The 16,670-nt window shown below is 72.5% G+C and carries 19 protein-coding genes; 12 read left to right on the top strand and 7 right to left on the bottom strand.

Going from position 1 to position 16,670, the window contains the following annotated elements:
* Positions 1-26 precede the first annotated feature (26 nt).
* From rimP to ACGFMK_RS15435, 7 genes are all read left to right on the top strand, one after another.
* Positions 27-569, top strand: a complete 543-nt coding sequence (gene rimP, locus ACGFMK_RS15465) for a ribosome maturation factor RimP (RefSeq protein WP_392762658.1) — start codon at positions 27-29, stop codon at positions 567-569.
* Positions 566-1,612 carry a transcription termination factor NusA gene (nusA, locus tag ACGFMK_RS15460; protein ID WP_392762655.1) on the top strand — a complete coding sequence of 349 codons (1,047 nt, stop codon included), beginning with the start codon at positions 566-568 and terminating at the stop codon, positions 1,610-1,612. The genes rimP and nusA overlap by 4 nt, the downstream gene beginning before the upstream one ends.
* Positions 1,609-2,004: a YlxR family protein gene (locus ACGFMK_RS15455; protein WP_392762653.1), complete on the top strand. Its 396-nt coding sequence runs from the start codon at positions 1,609-1,611 to the stop codon at positions 2,002-2,004. Before nusA ends, ACGFMK_RS15455 begins: the two co-directional genes overlap by 4 nt.
* Before the next feature lie 78 nt (positions 2,005-2,082).
* Positions 2,083-5,094, top strand: coding sequence for a translation initiation factor IF-2 (gene infB, locus ACGFMK_RS15450; RefSeq protein ID WP_392762651.1), 3,012 nt, complete (start codon positions 2,083-2,085; stop codon positions 5,092-5,094).
* Between the two features lie 80 nt (positions 5,095-5,174).
* On the top strand, positions 5,175-5,468 hold the full coding sequence (locus tag ACGFMK_RS15445) for a DUF503 domain-containing protein (protein ID WP_155545954.1): 294 nt from the start codon (positions 5,175-5,177) through the stop codon (positions 5,466-5,468).
* A gap of 9 nt (positions 5,469-5,477) precedes the next feature.
* Positions 5,478-5,954 (top strand): 30S ribosome-binding factor RbfA, encoded by a 477-nt coding sequence (gene rbfA, locus ACGFMK_RS15440; protein WP_392762648.1) that lies wholly within the window; start codon positions 5,478-5,480, stop codon positions 5,952-5,954.
* Between the two features lie 3 nt (positions 5,955-5,957).
* A complete protein-coding gene (locus tag ACGFMK_RS15435; protein ID WP_392762645.1) occupies positions 5,958-6,791 on the top strand; it encodes an alpha/beta hydrolase in 834 nt (277 codons plus the stop codon).
* Here the strand turns inward: ACGFMK_RS15435 and ACGFMK_RS15430 are convergent.
* Genes ACGFMK_RS15430 through ACGFMK_RS15415 form a run of 4 tightly spaced genes read right to left on the bottom strand, consistent with a single transcriptional unit; the run spans position 6,775 to position 8,851 of the window.
* Positions 6,775-7,185 carry a VOC family protein gene (locus tag ACGFMK_RS15430; protein ID WP_392762642.1) on the bottom strand — a complete coding sequence of 137 codons (411 nt, stop codon included), beginning with the start codon at positions 7,183-7,185 and terminating at the stop codon, positions 6,775-6,777. The two genes, ACGFMK_RS15435 and ACGFMK_RS15430, sit on opposite strands and share 17 nt — an antisense overlap.
* Positions 7,186-7,190: 5 nt before the next feature.
* Positions 7,191-7,634: a helix-turn-helix transcriptional regulator gene (locus ACGFMK_RS15425; protein WP_392762639.1), complete on the bottom strand. Its 444-nt coding sequence runs from the start codon at positions 7,632-7,634 to the stop codon at positions 7,191-7,193.
* A gap of 27 nt (positions 7,635-7,661) precedes the next feature.
* A complete protein-coding gene (locus ACGFMK_RS15420; protein WP_392762636.1) occupies positions 7,662-8,294 on the bottom strand; it encodes a class I SAM-dependent methyltransferase in 633 nt (210 codons plus the stop codon).
* Positions 8,291-8,851 carry a TetR/AcrR family transcriptional regulator gene (locus tag ACGFMK_RS15415; RefSeq protein WP_392762633.1) on the bottom strand — a complete coding sequence of 187 codons (561 nt, stop codon included), beginning with the start codon at positions 8,849-8,851 and terminating at the stop codon, positions 8,291-8,293. Before ACGFMK_RS15415 ends, ACGFMK_RS15420 begins: the two co-directional genes overlap by 4 nt.
* Positions 8,852-8,945: 94 nt before the next feature.
* On the opposite strand from ACGFMK_RS15415, the gene ACGFMK_RS15410 reads away from it, so the two are divergent.
* Positions 8,946-9,227, top strand: coding sequence for a hypothetical protein (locus tag ACGFMK_RS15410; RefSeq protein ID WP_392762631.1), 282 nt, complete (start codon positions 8,946-8,948; stop codon positions 9,225-9,227).
* A 20-nt stretch (positions 9,228-9,247) separates the two neighbouring features.
* Positions 9,248-10,405 (top strand): SPFH domain-containing protein, encoded by a 1,158-nt coding sequence (locus tag ACGFMK_RS15405; protein WP_392762629.1) that lies wholly within the window; start codon positions 9,248-9,250, stop codon positions 10,403-10,405.
* Here the strand turns inward: ACGFMK_RS15405 and ACGFMK_RS15400 are convergent.
* Positions 10,402-11,433 carry a TRM11 family SAM-dependent methyltransferase gene (locus ACGFMK_RS15400; protein WP_392762626.1) on the bottom strand — a complete coding sequence of 344 codons (1,032 nt, stop codon included), beginning with the start codon at positions 11,431-11,433 and terminating at the stop codon, positions 10,402-10,404. The two genes, ACGFMK_RS15405 and ACGFMK_RS15400, sit on opposite strands and share 4 nt — an antisense overlap.
* Before the next feature lie 25 nt (positions 11,434-11,458).
* On the opposite strand from ACGFMK_RS15400, the gene ACGFMK_RS15395 reads away from it, so the two are divergent.
* Together ACGFMK_RS15395 and ACGFMK_RS15390 are read left to right on the top strand one after the other, a co-directional pair.
* On the top strand, positions 11,459-12,448 hold the full coding sequence (locus ACGFMK_RS15395; RefSeq protein ID WP_392762623.1) for a bifunctional oligoribonuclease/PAP phosphatase NrnA: 990 nt from the start codon (positions 11,459-11,461) through the stop codon (positions 12,446-12,448).
* Positions 12,449-12,526: 78 nt separating this feature from the next.
* Complete coding sequence (locus ACGFMK_RS15390) at positions 12,527-13,846, top strand: MATE family efflux transporter (RefSeq protein WP_392762857.1); 1,320 nt, start codon at positions 12,527-12,529, stop codon at positions 13,844-13,846.
* Positions 13,847-13,890: 44 nt separating this feature from the next.
* Here ACGFMK_RS15390 and ACGFMK_RS15385 read toward each other — a convergent pair whose 3' ends face one another.
* A complete protein-coding gene (locus ACGFMK_RS15385) occupies positions 13,891-14,694 on the bottom strand; it encodes an SDR family oxidoreductase (RefSeq protein WP_392762620.1) in 804 nt (267 codons plus the stop codon).
* Between the two features lie 164 nt (positions 14,695-14,858).
* Between ACGFMK_RS15385 and ACGFMK_RS15380 the strand changes: the two genes are divergently transcribed.
* The gene (locus ACGFMK_RS15380) at positions 14,859-16,184 is read left to right on the top strand and encodes a nitrate/nitrite transporter (protein WP_392762618.1); all 1,326 of its coding nucleotides are present in this window, start codon (positions 14,859-14,861) and stop codon (positions 16,182-16,184) included.
* Here ACGFMK_RS15380 and ACGFMK_RS15375 read toward each other — a convergent pair.
* On the bottom strand, positions 16,155-16,652 hold the full coding sequence (locus ACGFMK_RS15375) for a GNAT family N-acetyltransferase (RefSeq protein ID WP_392762615.1): 498 nt from the start codon (positions 16,650-16,652) through the stop codon (positions 16,155-16,157). The two genes, ACGFMK_RS15380 and ACGFMK_RS15375, sit on opposite strands and share 30 nt — an antisense overlap.
* Positions 16,653-16,670 lie beyond the last annotated feature (18 nt).

Genomic DNA, 16,670 nt, shown 5'->3' with positions numbered 1-16,670 from the left:
CCCACCCCGACCGAGGAGAGCCCCACGTGCCAGGAGAACTCGCCAGCCGGCTTCAGCCGATAGTGGCCGAAGCCGTCACCGCCGCGGGTTTCGACCTCGATTCCTTCGAGGTGCAGCAGGCCGGCCGGCGGCAGCTGGTCAAGGTCGTCGTCGACTCCGACGACGGCATCGGGCTGGACGAGGTCGCCGAGGTCAGCCGCAAGGTCGCGGCGGCGCTCGACGAAAACGAGCACGTGCTCGCGAGCGCGTACACGCTGGAAGTCACTTCGCCGGGCCTGGACCGGCCGCTCACCGAGCAGCGGCACTGGCGCCGCGCGCGGTTCCGCCTGGTGAAGGTCACCCCCGCCGAGGGCGACGCCTTCGTGGGCCGGGTCGGTCACGCGGGCGCGGACGCCGCCCGTGTCCTCGTCGGCGGCGAGCTGCGCGACGTCCGCTACGCCCACGTGGCGAAGGCGGTCGTCGAGATCGAGTTCAAGCAGCCGCCGGCCGAGGACCTGAAACTGCTGGAGAACGACGCGTCCGGCATGATCGGCGCCGGTCAGGCCGAGACGGAGAAGGGGTCGAAGTGAACGTCGACATCGCCGCACTGAGGGCGATCGAACGGGACAAGGACATCCCCTTCGAAACGGTGATCGAGGCCATCGAGACGGCCTTGCTCACCGCTTACAAGCACACCGAGGGGCACCAGCCGCACGCCCGCATCGACATCGACCGCAAGACCGGCCTGGTGCGCGTGCTCGCGCGCACGCTGACCCACGACGGCGAGACCGACGAGGAGTGGGACGACACCCCCGAGGGGTTCGGCCGCATCGCCGCCACCACCGCGCGCCAGGTCATCCTGCAGCGGCTGCGCGACGCCGAGCACGAGAAGACCTTCGGCGAGTTCTCCACCAAGGAGGGCGAGATCGTCGCCGGCGTCATCCAGCGCGACGCCCGCGCCAACGCGCGCGGCATGGTCGTGGTCCAGGTGGGTGACACCGAGGGCGTGCTGCCGTCGGCCGAGCAGGTGGCCGGCGAGTCGTACGAGCACGGCAGCCGGATCAAGGCCTACGTGGTCACCGTCTCGCGCGGCAACCGCGGCCCGCAGATCACGCTCTCGCGCTCGCACCCCAACCTGGTGCGCAAGCTGTTCGCGCTGGAGGTCCCGGAGATCGCCGACGGGACGGTCGAAATCGCCGCCGTGGCGCGCGAACCGGGGCACCGCACGAAGATCGCCGTGAAGTCGACCGTGCCGGGCGTCAACGCCAAGGGCGCCTGCATCGGCCCGGTCGGCGCGCGCGTGCGCAACGTCATGAGCGAGCTGGCCGGTGAGAAGATCGACATCATCGACTACTCGGAGGACCCGGCCCGGTTCGTGGGGAATGCGCTGTCCCCCGCGAAGGTTGTGTCTGTTCGAGTAGTGGACGAGCGGGGCAAGACCGCCCGCGTCGTGGTGCCGGACTTCCAGCTGTCGCTGGCGATCGGCAAGGAGGGCCAGAACGCCCGCCTCGCCGCCCGCCTGACCGGCTGGCGGATCGACATCCGCAGCGATGCCGCACCGGTCGAGGACGAGGGTGATCAAGACCACGCCGGTCCGGCGCGGCCCGCCGCGACAACCGGTTCGGCTGAGTGAAGGTCGAAGCGCTAGACTCAGGAGTGGTTCGAAGCCCGCGGCGGGTAGCCGAGCACCAGCCCCACCGAGAATTCCCGGTGCGGACTTGTGTCGGCTGCAAGCGGCGGGCGTTGGCAGGTGAGCTGCTGCGCGTGGTCGCGGTGGCCGGACGGGTGGTCGTCGACGGACGTCGTCGGCTCCCGGGCCGGGGGGCATGGCTGCACCCCGACCCGGACTGTCTGGCCAAAGCCGAACGGCGGCGGGCTTTCCCGAGGGCTTTGCGAGCTCCGGGAGCGCTCGACGTCCGCGAGGTCCGCGAGTACGTCGAGCACGCTGCGCATCACGGAGCCGGGACGTCCCCGGCTCCGCGAGGAACGAAGGAAGCAGGTCGACCCGTCATGAGTCAGCCGTGAAGCTGAAGCCATGAACGCGAGACAATAAGGACGAGGTCAGCGGGTCACCCGCCTGGCCTCCCCTAGATGAGGAGAGCTGTGCCAGGCAAGGCCCGCGTACACGAGCTCGCTAAGGAGCTCGGCATCACCAGCAAGGACGTTCTCGCCAAGTTGAAGGAACAGGGCGAGTTCGTCAAGTCCGCGTCGTCCACGGTCGAGGCGCCCGTCGCCCGCCGTCTCCGTGACGCGTACGCCCCCAAGGGCGCCAAGAAGCCGGGGCCGACCCCCGGCCCGTCGGCGCGCCCCGGGCCCCCGGCCGCGAAGCCGGGCGCGCCCGCCCCCAAGCCCGCGTCGCCCGCTCCCCAGCAGCAGGTGCCCGCGGCCAAGGCCGCCCCCGCGGCGGCCCCGCAGCAGCAGGCACCGGCCTCGAAGCCGGCCGCCGCCCCGGGTGGTGCCCGTCCCGCGGGTCCCGGCCCCCGGCCCGGCCCGCGTCAGCAGCCGGCGGCGCCCGCTCCCCAGGAGCAGCTCCCGGCCGCGAAAGCCGAAGCGCCTGCCGCACCCCCCAAGCAGGAGACCCCGGCCGCGCCCCCCGCGGGCAACACCGGTTCGGTCGTCCCGCCGAAGCCGCAGGGCCCCAAGCCCGGCGGTCCCAAGCCCGGTCCGCGCACCCCGCGGGTCGGCAACAACCCGTTCGGCGTCGGTTCCGGCGCCCCGCCGCGTCCGCAGGGCCCGCGCCCCGGTGGCGGCCAGGGCGGCGACAACCGCCCGCCGCGTCCCGGTGGGACCGGTGGCGGCGGTGACCGTCCGGCCCCGCGTCCCGGTGGTGGCGCCGGTGGCAACCGGCCGAGCCCGGGCAACATGCCCCCGCGGCCGAACCCCGGCATGATGCCGGGCCGCACGCAGCGTCCGGCCGGTCCCGGTGGCGGCGCTCGTGGTGGACCCGGTGGCGGCGCCCGTGGCGGTCCTGGTGGCGGCGCCCGTGGCGGCCCCGGTGGCGGTGGCGGCGGTTTCCGTGGCGGTCCCGGTGGCGGTGGCGGCGGCGGTGGCTTCCGCGGCGGTCCCGGTGGCGGCGGCGGTGGCGGCGGCTTCCGCCCGGGTGGCGGCGGCCCCGGTGCCGGTGCCCCGGCCGGTGGTGGCGGCGGCTTCCGCGGTGGCGGCGGCCGTGGCGGCCCCGGTGGCCGTGGTGGCACGGCGGGTGCCTTCGGGCGCCCGGGTGGTCCCTCGCGCAAGGGTCGCAAGTCGAAGCGGCAGAAGCGCCAGGAGTACATGGACAACATGCAGGCGCCCAGCGTCGGCGGCGTCCGCCTGCCCAAGGGGCAGGGCGAGACGATCCGGCTGCCGCGTGGCGCTTCGCTGACCGACTTCGCCGAGAAGATCGACGCCAACCCGGCTTCGCTGGTGCAGGTGCTCTTCCACCTCGGCGAGATGGTCACCGCGACGCAGTCCGTGTCGGACGACATCCTCGAGCTGCTCGGCGGCGAAATGAACTACAACGTTCAGGTCGTCAGCCCCGAGGAGGAGGACCGCGAGCTGCTGGAGACCTTCGACATCACCTACGGCGACGACGCGGGTGGCGAAGAGGATCTGCAGGTCCGGCCGCCGGTCGTGACCATCATGGGTCACGTCGACCACGGTAAGACCCGCCTGCTCGACACGATCCGGAAGACGAAGGTCCGCGAGAGCGAGGCCGGCGGCATCACGCAGCACATCGGTGCGTACCAGATCGAGACCGAGCTCGAGGGCAACCCGCGCCTGATCACCTTCATCGACACCCCGGGTCACGAGGCGTTCACCGCCATGCGTGCCCGTGGTGCCAACTCGACCGACATCGCGGTGATCGTGGTGGCGGCCGACGACGGTGTGATGCCGCAGACGGTCGAGGCGATCAACCACGCACAGGCCGCCAAGGCCCCGATCGTGGTCGCGATCAACAAGATCGACAAGGAAGGCGCGAACCCGGACAAGATCCGGCAGCAGCTGACCGAGTACGGCCTGGTCGCCGAGGAGTACGGCGGCGACACGATGTTCGTCGAGATCTCCGCGCGGCAGAACATCAACATCGACGGCCTGCTCGAGGCGATCCTGCTGACCGCCGACGCCGCTCTGGACCTCCGGGCCAACCCGGACATGGAGGCCCAGGGTGTCGCGATCGAGGCGCACCTCGACCGCGGCCGCGGCCCGGTGGCCACCGTCCTGGTCCAGCGCGGCACGCTGCGCGTCGGTGACTCGGTCGTGGCGGGTGACGCCTACGGCCGCGTCCGCCGGATGGTCGACGAGCACAACGTCGACGTGACCGAGGCGCTGCCGTCGCGTCCCGTCCAGGTCATCGGGTTCACCTCGGTGCCGGGCGCGGGCGACACCTTCCTGGTGGTCGACGAGGACCGCGTCGCCCGGCAGATCGCCGAGCGCCGCTCCGCTCGTACGCGCAACGCGCTCAACGCGTCGCGCCGCAAGCGGGTCAGCCTCGAGGACCTCGACTCCGCCTTGAAGGAGACGAACAGCCTCAACCTGATCATCAAGGGTGACAACTCGGGTACCGTCGAGGCCCTCGAAGCATCGCTGCTGCAGCTGGACGTCGGCGACGACGTCGAGCTGAACGTGGTGCACCGCGGTGTCGGTGGCGTGACCGAGTCGGACATCGACCTGGCGACCGCGTCCGACGCGATCGTCCTCGGGTTCAACGTCCGCGCCCAGGGCAAGGCGACCGAGCGGGCCACCCGCGAGGGCGTCGACGTCCGCTACTACACGGTCATCTACCAGGCGATCGACGAGATCGAGCAGGCCCTCAAGGGCATGCTCAAGCCGGAGTACGAAGAGGTCGAGCTGGGCCGCGCGGAGGTGCGCGAGGTCTTCAAGTCCTCCAAGATCGGCACGATCGCGGGTTGCCTGGTCATGTCCGGCGAGATCCGGCGCAACGCGCGCGCCCGGCTGCTGCGCGACGGCACTGTCGTCGCGGAGAACCTGCCGGTCAGCTCGCTGCGGCGGTTCAAGGACGACGTGGTCGAGGTCCGCGAGGGCTACGAGTGCGGTCTGACGCTGGGCTCGTACGGTGACCTCAAGGTCGGCGACCTGATCGAGACCTACGAGCAGCGCGAGAAGCCGCGGGCGTAACGCTTCCGGTCCCGGGTGTGCGGTTTCGGCCGCACACCCGGGTTTCGCGTCCTATCCCTACGACACCACCTCATTTGCCTATGTTCGTCGGAGCTCTTGAGCTCGACATCCTGCTCGGCGACGTCCATTCGCTGAAGCAGAAGCGATCCGTGGTCCGGCCGGTGCTGGCGGAGGTGCGCAAGCGCTTCGCCGTGTCGGTGGCCGAGGCCGGTCACACCGACCTGCACCGGCGGACCCTCATCGGGGTGGCCGTGGTCGCCGAAGGTGGCGAGCACGTCCGTGACGTGCTCGACTCGTGTGAGCGGTACGTGGCCAGCCGGCCGGAATTCGAGCTGCTCACCGCGCGCCGGCGGCTGCTCGGTCCAGAAGACTAGGAGAAAGACATGGCTGATCCTGCTCGGGCTCGCAAGCTCGCCAAGCGGATCTCGCAGATCGTCGCGTCGGCGATCGAACACGAGGTCAAGGACTCCCGGCTGGACTACGTGACCATCACGGACACGAAGGTCACCGGCGACCTGCACGACGCCACGGTGTACTACACGGTGCTCGGCGAGAAGCTGGACGTCCCCCCGGACTTCACCGGCGCCGCCCTCGCGCTCGAATCGGCGCGCGGGATGCTCCGCACCAAGGTCGGGCAGGGCACCGGGGTCCGCTACACGCCGACCCTGACGTTCGTGGCCGACACGATCCCCGAAGAGTCGAAGCGCATCGAGGACCTGCTCGCGAAGGCCCGTGAGGCCGACGCGGAGGTCGCCCGCCGCTCGGCGGGGGCGCAGCACGCGGGCGAACCCGACCCGTACAAGGCGCCCCGCGAAAGCGAAGACGAAGACGAGCTCGCGGAGGAGGAGAGCCGGGGCTGACCCGTGCTCTCCCGCCGCGGCCTGCTCGCCGGCAGCGCACTCGCGCTGCTGGCGGGCTGCTCGTCGCCGCCGTCCGGTCCACCACCCGGCCCGCCCGCGGTGCCGGTCCCGTCCGGACCGGCACCCCTGCGCGAGCCGGTGACGGTGCAGCGGATGCCGTCGGCGGCCCGCGGCACCGACGTCGACCTGGTCCTGATCAGCCCCGAAGGCGTTCCCGCTTCGGGGCTGCCGGTGTGCCTGGCCCTGCACGGCCGGGGCGCCCGCGCCCGCACGTTCCTGGAGCTGGGCGTCCCCGCCGCGCTGACCGCGGCGGTGCGCGCGGGTGTCCCGCCGTTCGCGATCGCCGCGGTCGACGGCGACCACTATTGGGTGGGCGTCGGCGACGAGGACGACCCGCAGAAGATGCTCACCGACGAGGTCCCCGCGTGGGTGCGGCAGCGTGACCTGCAACCGCCGTCGGCGGTGCTCGGCATTTCGATGGGCGGGTTCGGGGCCCTTCGGTACGCCCGGGCCCACCCGGACCTGAAGGCGGCCGCCGTGGCGAGCGCCGCGCTGTTCGTCAGCTGGCCGGACGCCCGCGCCCGCAAGGTGTTCGCGGATGAAGCCAACTGGCGCGCGGAAGAGCCGCTGCTGCACCCGGACGAGCTGCGCGGCGCGAGCCTCGGGGTGTGGTGCGGTGAGTCGGACCCGTTCGAGGGCGCGGACCGCAAGCTGGTGAAGGCGGTGTCCCCGGCCGTGGCGCGGTTCTCGCCGGGCAAGCACGAAGACGCGTACTGGCGCGGGGTGCTGCCCGACGTCCTCGAGTTCGCCGGGCGGCGGATCACCCCAGCTGGCTGATGCGGACCATGTTGCCCGCGGGGTCGCGGAACGCGCAGTCGCGGACGCCGTAGGGCTGGTCCATCGGCTCCTGGACGACGTCGGCGCCGCTGGACTGGACCTGGTCGAACGTGCCCGCCAGGTCCGAGGACGCCAGCACGATCGACGCGTAGCTGCCCTTGGCCATCAGCTCGGCGATCGTGCGGCGCTCGTCGTCGGTGAGGCCGGGGTCGGCCGCCGGCGGGTGCAGGACGATCGACGTGTGCGGCTGGTCGGCCGGGCCGACCGTGATCCAGCGCATCTCGCCGTACCCGACGTCGTTGCGCACCTCGAAACCCAGTGCGTCACGGTAGAAGGCGAGCGAGGCGTCGGGATCGTCGGCCGGGAGGAACGTGTGCTGGATGATGAGGTTCATGCCGGTCACGATAGGTCGGCGCGGGTGGGCGTCGCTTCTCGATTCCTGATCGGCCGCATGACCTGCTTGGCCAGGCAGGTGGGGATGCCCTCGCCGTCGCCGGCCGCCATCCGCTTGTAGACGCTCGGCGAGATGCCGACCAGCTCGGAGAACCGCGTGCTGAACGTCCCCAGCGACGAGCACCCGACCGCGAAGCAGACCTCGGTGACCGAGAGGTCGCCCCGGCGCAGCAGGGTCATCGCCCGTTCGATCCGCCGGGTCATCAGGTAGCTGTAGGGCGACTCGCCGAAGGCGGCGCGGAACTCCCGGCTCAGGTGCCCCGCGGAGACGTGGACCCCGCGCGCCAGCGCCTCGACGTCCAGCGGCTGCGCGTAGTCACGGTCGATCCGGTCGCGGACGCGGCGCAGCAGGACGAGGTCGCGCAGGCGCGCGTCTGATCTGCCGGTCACGCCCCTCAGCATGCCCGCTGGTTCGCGTCATCGCAAAGGCGGACGCCGGGCGAACAGGATCGCTTGCGGAACGTCGTCATCGGGGCTCATCAGCCATTCCGCTTCGATCTCGAACCCCGCGTCGCGCGCCAGGGCCGCCACCTGCTCCGGGCGGCGGCGGTGGACGTGCACCTTCATCGGGTGGCCGCCGTAGCCCTGGGTCTTCAGCCGGGACTCGGTCCCGACGTGGTAGCCGATCACCACCCGGCCGCCCGGCTGCAGCACCCGGTGGAAGTGGCCGAGCACGCCGGGCACCTCGTCGTCCGGGATGTGGATCAGCGACCAGAACGCGAGCACGCCCGCGACCGACGCGTCGGCGAGTGGCAGGTCCGTCATCGAGCCCACCTCGAACCGGATGCCGGGGTACGCCTCGCGGGCCAGTTCGATCATCGACGGCGAGAGGTCGACGCCGGACACGTCGAGGCCCAGCGAGGCCAGGTGGGCGGTGAAGTGCCCCGGCCCGCAGCCGACGTCCACGACCGGGCCGCCGGCCTGTTCCGCGAACAGCGCGAGCGCCGCCCGGAGGTACGGCTGGGTCGTGACGGCGTCGCGCACGATGCCGGCGTAGCTCGACGCCACGGTGTCGTACGAAGTGCGCGTGTCCGCGAGCCAGTCGGTCACGGCAGCGGATGGGCGGCCGGGGCGCGCAGGCCGTCGAGGACCAGGGCGAGCCCGCGCCGCCAGTCCGGGGCCGCCGTCGCCGCCGCGAACACCACCGCCAGGTCCGGCAGGCGGAAGTCCGGCCGCAGCGCGCCGGCCTCCTGCGCCCGCGTGATGATCCGCTCCATCCGGGAACCGTTGGCCCGCTTGGCCTTTTCGAGACCCGAGGCCGGGTCGAACGTCCGCGAGCACACCTCGGTGAAGCCGCGGTCGGTCACCTGCATCCGGATCGAGCGCTCGAGGTACCGCACGAAACCGTCCCACGGGTCCGCGCACGCGAGGGCCTCGTCGCCGACCGCCTGGGCCTCCTCCAGCGTCGGCAGGAACGCGGCCTCGACGAGGTCCGCCCGGGTCGGGAAGCGGTTGTAGAGCGTGCCGATCGCGACCTCGGCGCGGCGGGCGATCTCGTCGAGCGGGGCGTCGACGCCCTTGGCGCCGAACACCTCCCGCGCGGCCGCCACCAGCGCCTCGCGGTTGCGCCGGGCGTCCGCGCGCAGGGGGCGCTGCTCCACCGTCACGGTCCGCAGTCTAGCGGTCCGGGTTGCCTCCTGATCGGAACCTCACAGTGCCCGCGCGCGGTCGCCGCCGGGAGCACAATGGGGGACAGCGGGGGTGACCCGCGTCGAGGCGGCCCAGCGAGGGGAGGTCGGCAGCATGCACTCCGATCTCTCGCCGTCGGGCCGCACCGGAGTCCTCCTGGTCGGGACGCGCGGGCCGCGCGGTCCCGGGGAGGTGCTGATCAGGATCCGGGGTGGCTTGGAAACCTTCCTGGCCTGGTCCGACACGGAGCTGCCGAAGGGGACGACCGTGCTGGTCGTCGAAACCCGGGGACGGCGCACGGTCGACGTCGTGGCGTGGGACGTCCCCGAACCCACGCCGGAACCCACTACCTAGTGTTCGTCTAAGGACAGTCGATGTTCGGTTATCGCGTTCCCGCCCCCAACGAAGCGATGCTCATCTCGGGCGGGAAGAACAGCAGTGGCGCGGCGCCGTTCCGGGTCGTCACCGGCCACGGTGCGTTCGTCATGCCGATCTTCCGGAAAGTCCGGTTCCTGACACTGGCGATGAACGAAGCCGAAGTGACCGAAGTGTGCGTCACGAAACAGGCCATCGCCCTGACCGTGCGGGCGGTGATCGCGTTCAAGGTCGGCAACGACACCGAGAGCATCGTCAACGCCGGCCAGCGGTTCCTCTCCGACCAGGACCAGATGTCCGTGCTGACCGGCCGGATCTTCTCCGGTCACCTGCGCTCGATCATCGGCTCGATGACGGTCGAGGAGATCATCACCGAGCGGCAGAAGCTCGCCACCGAAGTGCTGGACGGCTCGGCGGTGGAGATGGCGAAGATCGGCCTGTCGGTCGACGCGCTGCAGATCCAGTCGATCGACGACATGAAGCTCGGCTACATCGCCGCGATGGCCGCGCCGCACAACGCCGCCATCCAGCGGGACGCCCAGATCGCCCAGGCCGTGGCGAACAAGCGGGCGGCCGAGGCCGAGCAGGAGTCGCAGCGCACGCAGGCGGAGTACGCCCGGCAGACGTCGATCGTGCAGGCGCAGTACCGCGCCGAGGTCGAGGCGGCCCAGGCCGAGGCGGCCCAGGCCGGGCCGCTCGCGCAGGCGAAGGCGCAGCAGGAGGTCATCGACGCGCGGACCGAGCTGGCCCAGCGCGAAGCCGAGCTGCGGCAGCAGCAGCTGGTGGCCGAGGTCATCAAGCCGGCCGACGCGGAGGCCGAGCGGATCCGCATCCTCGCGCTGGCCGACGCGGAGAAGATGCGCGTGCAGGCGGAAGCGGCGGCGTCGAACAACCGCGTCGCGCTCGACCGGATGCTCATCGACCAGCTGCCCCTGATCGTCAAGGAGGCCGGGCGCGGCCTGGCCGGCGCGAACGTCAACATCCTCAACGGCGCCGACGGCCTCGGCGAGATGGCCGCCGGCCTCGTCGGCCAGGGACTGTCCATCTTGGACTCGGTGAAGCGCGGCCTGAGCACTGCGCCCGCGCCGGCCCCGGCACCCGCGCCGGAGACGAATGGCCAGGCGCTGCCGAAGCCGGGTGAGCTGACGCAGTCTTAAGAAGCCGGTTTCGCCGCGACGACCAGGTCACGCAGGATGGCCTGGTCGACGCGGTGGGCGAAGCCGTCGTACGGGCCGCCTTCGCGGACGTCGAGGCCGGCCTTCTGCAGGACCGCGACCAGCTCTTCGCGGGGCAGCACGGTGGTGTTCCACGAGATGCCGAGCGCGCCGCCCGGCTTCAGCACCCGGGTCCACACCGGGATCGCCGCCGCGAGCAGGTCGCGCGGGCTGCGCTGCAGGCCGGCTTCGCGGTGGCTGCCGTGCTGCACGCCGTACGGCGCGTCCGTGACGATCACGTCGCAGGAGTTCGCGCGCAGGATCTCGTCCGTCGTCAGGGTGTCCGCGTTGAAGTACGCGAGCTTGCGGGTTTCGCCCGCCTTGTAGTCCTCTTTGCTGAACGCGTACTCGATGTCGAGGCGGCGCCCGAGCCGCACCTTGTTGCGGCGCAGGAAACCGGACTCGGCCGTGTGCTTGACGCGCTTGTTCCGCAGCCACGTCTTGATGAACGCCTCGTAGGCCTCGAAGTCCTTGGCGTCGACGTCCAGGCCGGTCGCGTGCAGGCCGTACATGATCGCCTGGTTGAGCGTGGTGCCGCGGCCGCAGAGCGGGTCGAGCAGGTAGCGCGGCTTGTCCGACAGCGCGTCCGCGGTGGCCAGCAGCGTGACGTTCAGCAGGAGCTTGGTGAACGACTCGTTGGTCTTGCCGGCGTACTTCTGGATGGTCAGCAGGTCCGAGTCGGCCTTCGCGAGCGGTGTCACGGTCACCGGGCGCAGGACGTCGCCCTCCAGCCGGAACAGGGCGTACAGCGACGACAGGTTCGACAGCAGCGCGATGTCACGCTCGCCGAGCGGCGCGGACGTGGTGAACCGGACATAGCCGACGCCGCCGAGCTCGACGTCCTCGATGCCGGACAGCTCGGCCGCCAGCGCCGTGCCGAACACCGCCAGCTCGGCGCGCAGCAACGCGGGGGAGGAGGCGGCGTAGACCCGGTTGGCGGACGGGTGGACCAGGATCACGTACTCGGACATCCCGCAGAGCGTAGCGTGACGCACCGTGACCCCTACTTTGGCGCAGGACATCCGGGCCGCGGCCGCGCTGCTGGCCTCGGCCACCGACGTGACGGTGCTCGGGCACGTCCGGCCGGACGCGGACGCGCTGGGCAGCGCCCTCGCCCTCGGCCGGGCCCTGCTCCGGCGGGGCGCGCGGGTGCGCGTCTCCTTCGGCGAGCCGGACGAGGCCCCGGAGACGCTGCGGTGGCTCGACGAGGACGCCCTGCTCACCCACCCGGACGACCTGCCCGACACCGAGGCGCTGCTGGTCTGCGTCGACACACCGGTGCCGAAGCGGCTGGGCCGGCTGGCCGGGCGCGTCGAGCTGGCCGGTGACGTGCTGGTGATCGACCACCACGCGACCAACACGTTCTACGGCACCTGCAACGTGGTCGACGAGAGCGCCGAGGCGAGTGCGATCCTCGTGTTCCGCGTCCTGGACGCGATGGGCGTCGAGCTCGACGAGCCGATCGCGCGCGGGCTGTACGCCGGGATCGTCACCGACACCAGCGGGTTCCGCCGCGCGAGCCCGGAGACCCACCGGATGGCGGCGCGGCTGCTGGAGGCGGGCGTCGACCCGGAGTCGGTGGTGCGGCGGATCGTCGACGAACGGCCGTTCGCCTGGCTGCCGATGCTGTCGTCGGTGCTGGCCGGCGCCGAGCTGGAGCCGGAAGCCGCACAGGGCAAGGGTTTCGTGCACGCGGTCGTCGATGTCGACGCCGCGGCCAAGGTGCGGGCCGAGGAGGTCGAGTCGGTCATCGACGTCGTCCGCTCGGTGCGCGAGGCGGCCGTGGCGGCGGTGCTGAAGCAGGACCCGTCGAACCCCGGGCAGTGGCAGATCTCGTTGCGCTCCATCGGGATCGACGTCTCCGCGGTGGCCGCGGAGTTCGGCGGCGGCGGGCACCGGCAGGCCGCGGGGTGCACGATCGCGGGCACCGCCGAGGAGGTCCTCGCGGGCCTGCGCGACGCCCTGGACCGGGCACCGCTGCTCTAGGCCGTCCACAGTGGATTGTGGGGCCGGGCTTCCCGCCGGCCGGGATTGTCGGTGGCGGCGGTTAGAGTCCGGTTCGTGGTGAACGTGGAGGAGAACGAGCGGGTCCCGGCCCGGCGCGTGCTGGGCCTGGCGGTGCCGGCGCTGGGCGTGCTGGCCGCCGAGCCGTTGTACGTGCTGGTCGACACGGCGGTGGTCGGCCACCTCGACGCGCTCTCGCTGGCCGGGCTCGCGCTCGGCGGCGTGGTGCTGGCGCAGGTGTCGAGCCAGCTGACGTTCCTGTCGTACGGCACGACGTCGCGCACCGCCCGGCTGCACGGCGCCGGGCGGCGGGCCGACGCGGTCCGCGAGGGCGTCCAGGCGACGTGGCTGGCGGTGTTCGTCGGGCTGGTCGTGCTGGTCGCCGGGCAGCTGCTGGCCTGGCCGATCGCGCGGGTGCTCTCGGGCAGCGACCAGATCGCCGAAGCCGCGGTGTCGTGGGTGCGGATCGCGCTGTTCGGGGCGCCGCTGATCCTGGTCACGATGGCCGGCAACGGCTGGATGCGCGGGGTGCAGGACGCCGCGAGGCCGTTGCGGTACGTGCTGGCGGGCAACGGGATCTCGGCCGTGCTGTGCCCGGTGCTCGTCTACTGGGCCGGGCTCGGCCTGGAGGGCTCGGCGATCGCGAACGTCGTGGCGCAGGTGATCTCGGCGTCGCTGTTCTTCGTCGCGCTGGTCAAGGAGAAGGTCGGCCTGCGGCCGGACTTCAAGGTGATGCGCGCCCAGCTCGGCCTGGGCCGTGACCTGGTGCTGCGCAGCCTCGCGTTCCAGGCGTGCTTCGTCTCGGCGGCGGCCGTCGCGGCCCGGACGTCGACCGAGGCGGTGGGCGCGCACCAGGTGGTGCTGCAGCTGTGGACGTTCCTGGCGCTGGTGCTGGACTCGGTGGCGATCGCGGCGCAGTCCCTGGTCGGCGCCGCGCTCGGGGCCGGCGCGGCCCGGCAGGCGCGCGGGGTCGCGAACCAGATCACCGGCTACGGCCTGCTGATGGGGTGCTTCCTGGGTGTGCTGTTCGCGGCGCTGTCGTGGGTGCTGCCGCACGCGTTCACCTCCGACGCGGGGGTGCTCGCGGAGATCCCGCACGCGTGGTGGTTCTTCGTCGCGCTGCAGCCGATCGCGGGGGTGGTGTTCGCCCTGGACGGCGTGCTGCTCGGCGCGGGTGACGCGGCCTTCCTCCGCAACGCGACCCTCGGCAGCGCGGCCCTGGGTTTCCTGCCGCTGATCTGGGCGTCCCTCGCCTTCGGCTGGGGCCTCACGGGCATCTGGACCGGCCTGTCCCTGTTCATGGTCCTGAGGCTCGCGTTCGTCCTGGTCCGCTGGCGCTCGGGCCACTGGGCGGTCACCGGCGCCATCCGCCCCGCCTGAACGGTCGGCTCGCGTACCCAGGGAGTCGGCCCTCTGGGTCCGGGTCAGCGGCGGGAGTGGCGGATGCGGCGGTCCACCAGTCGCCGCAGGAAGGGGGCCGCCAGCGGGCCCAGGGCGGCCAGCAGGGCCACCGAGCGGTCCGGGTAGACCGCGTAACGCTCCCGCTCCACCGCGCGGACGATCGCCGTCGCCACGGCCTCGGCCGCCAGCGGGCGGATCGTGCCGCTGATCGCCGCCGTCTCCGCCGGTTTGTAGCGGTTCTCCTCGGCCAGCTGGGGTGTGTCGACGTCCGGCGGGTAGACGCAGGCGACGTGCACCCCGGCCGGGTTCAGCTCGTCGCGCAGGGCCTCCATCAGGCCGCGGACCGCGAACTTCGCCGGCGCGTACGCCGTGTACCCGTAGATCCCGAGCACCGCGGCCGCCGACGAGATCGCCACGATCGACCCCGACCGCCGCCGGACCATCGACGGCGCCACCGCGCGCACGGCGTGCAGCGTGCCGAAGTAGTCGACCTCGACCATCCGCCGGAACACCTCGTCGTCCAGCTCCAGGAACTCGCCGGGACGCGCCTGGCCCGCCGACGTCACCAGCACGTCGCACGGCCCCGCCGAGGCCGTCAAGGACGCGAACGCCTCTTCGACGTCGGCCTGGGAGGAGACGTCGGCCACGGCCGTCCGGACGTCGGCGCCCCGTGACGTCAGCGACACCGCGGCCTCGCGCAACCGTTCCGGGTTCCGCGCGACCAGCGACACCGACGCGCCCCGGGCGGCGAGCGCGGCCGCGGTGGCGAGGCCGATCCCGCTGGAGCCGCCGGTGATCACCGCGTGCGCCCCGTGGAGCCCGGTCACGAAACCACCCCCGAACGTGAAAGACATTCAGATAAAACCATGTGGTGAACGCCACCGGGGTAACGGCTAGGTTTCGCCGTTGCTTAGGCGCTACAAGTAGTGGGGACGGCAGCGAGGGCGTCCCGCACCGAAAGCCCTGAACGCCCAAGTCACTGGAGGTCCCCGTGCCGCCCGCCACCGGCCGCGCCACCGCCCGGTCCTGGCTCATCTGGTCCGCCGCCGTCACCGTCTACCTCCTCGCGGTGTTCCACCGCACCTCCTTCGGCGTCGCCGGGCTGCAGGCGGCCGAGCGCTTCGGCGTCGGCGCGGCCGCGCTCGGCACGTTCACCGTGCTCCAGGTCGGCGTCTACGCGGCGATGCAGATCCCGACCGGCGTCCTGGTCGACCGCTACGGCCCGCGCCGGGTGCTCACCGTCGCCGTGCTGATCCTCGGGGCCGGCCAGATCCTGCTCGGCGTCGCGCACTCCTACGGCCTGGGCCTGCTCGCCCGCGGGGTGCTCGGCCTCGGCGACGCGCTCACCTTCGTCAGCGTGCTGCGGCTGGTCGCGGCCCACTTCCCGGGCCGCCAGTACGCGCTGCTGACGTCGTTCACCGCCGCCGTCGGCTACATCGGCAACCTGGCCGCCACCGTCCCGCTCTCGCTCGTGCTCGACAGCGCCGGCTGGACGCCCACCTTCCTCGCGGTCGGCGCGCTGACCGTGCTCTACACCCTGGTCGTGACGCTGCGGGTGCGTGACGTCCCGGCCGGCGTCGAGGTGCCGGCCCGTGCAGCCGTCCGCCCCCGCGAACTCGCCCACCAGGTCGCCGAGGCGTGGCGGACGCCGGGGACGCGCCTGGGGTTCTGGGTCCACTTCAGCACGATGTTCGCGCCGAACGCGCTGACGCTGCTGTGGGGTGTGCCGTGGCTGGTGCAGGGCCAGGGCCAGTCGAAGGCCACCGCGAGCGCGCTGCTGACGGTGTTCGTCTTCGGGTCGATGGCGGGCGGGCCGCTGCTGGGTGGCCTGATCGGCCGGCGCCCGTCGCTGCGGATGCCGCTGGTCGGCGGGTACATCGGCGGCGCCGCGCTGCTGTGGGCGGTGCTGCTGAGCTGGCCCGGCCAGGTGCCGGTGGCGCTGCTGGTGCCCGCGTTCGCCTTCCTCGCCCTCGGCGGCCCGGCGTCGATGATCGGCTTCGCGCTGGCCCGCGACTACAACCCGCTCAGCCGGGTCGGCACCGCGACGGGCGTGGTCAACGTCGGCGGCTTCGTGGCGACGACGATCGCCGCGCTCGCGGTCGGCGTGCTGCTGCAGTGGACCGGCGGCAGCTTCCGGCTGTCGCTGCTGGCGATCGTCGCGATCCTGGCGTTCGGCACCTCGCGGCTGCTCGTGTGGTGGCGCCGCACCCGGACCCACCTGTTCCTGGCCGAAGCCCGCGGCGAGGAGCTGCCGGTGCGGATCACCCGCCGCCGCTGGGACGCCGCCCTACCGGAGACGCCGATCGTGGCCGCTTGACCGGCCGGGCGGTACCAGGGCCTGCATGAGGTGCCGGGCCACCGCGAACCCGCGTCGTTCGTACGCCGGCACGGCACGTCTCGACGAGTGCACGGTCACGCGCTCGAGCCCGAGCTCCGCGGCCAGCCGCAGGACGCCGTTGATGAGCTGGCCGCCGAGACCGCCGTCCCGGGCCTCCGGCGAGACGTAGACGCTCTGCACGTCGCCGGCGGCCCGGGTGAACGCCGTCGGCGTCGGCACGCGCGCGGTGATCGCGAGGAACGCCATCCCGAGCACCCGGTCCTCGCGCACCACGACCAGGCACCGGTGGGTGGCCGCGTTCGCCAGCGCCCACGCGGCGAACTCCCGGACGAACTCCGCGCGGCCGTCGCCGGGCAGGCCGTCGCGCTCGGCGACCCACCGCCATCTCAGCCCGGCGACGGCTTCGAGGTCGGCGGGACGGGCGGGCCGGACTTCGATCTTCGCCACGCCTTCATCCTGGCCCGC

Origin of the sequence: Amycolatopsis sp. NPDC049252, from assembly GCF_043197175.1 — a bacterium.
Classification (GTDB): Bacteria; Actinomycetota; Actinomycetes; order Mycobacteriales; family Pseudonocardiaceae; genus Amycolatopsis.
The sequence above is the reverse complement of the archived record's forward strand: the minus strand, read 5'-3'. Positions and strand labels throughout refer to the sequence as shown.

Excerpts from the sequence above, each read along its gene's own strand:
- ACGFMK_RS15445 (WP_155545954.1), top strand. The coding sequence starts at position 5,175 with ATGTTCGTCGGAGCTCTTGAGCTCGACATCCTGCTCGGCGACGTCCAT.
- rbfA (WP_392762648.1), top strand. The coding sequence starts at position 5,478 with ATGGCTGATCCTGCTCGGGCTCGCAAGCTCGCCAAGCGGATCTCGCAG.
- ACGFMK_RS15400 (WP_392762626.1), bottom strand. The coding sequence starts at position 11,433 with ATGTCCGAGTACGTGATCCTGGTCCACCCGTCCGCCAACCGGGTCTAC.
- ACGFMK_RS15405 (WP_392762629.1), top strand. The coding sequence starts at position 9,248 with ATGTTCGGTTATCGCGTTCCCGCCCCCAACGAAGCGATGCTCATCTCG.
- ACGFMK_RS15430 (WP_392762642.1), bottom strand. The coding sequence starts at position 7,185 with ATGAACCTCATCATCCAGCACACGTTCCTCCCGGCCGACGATCCCGAC.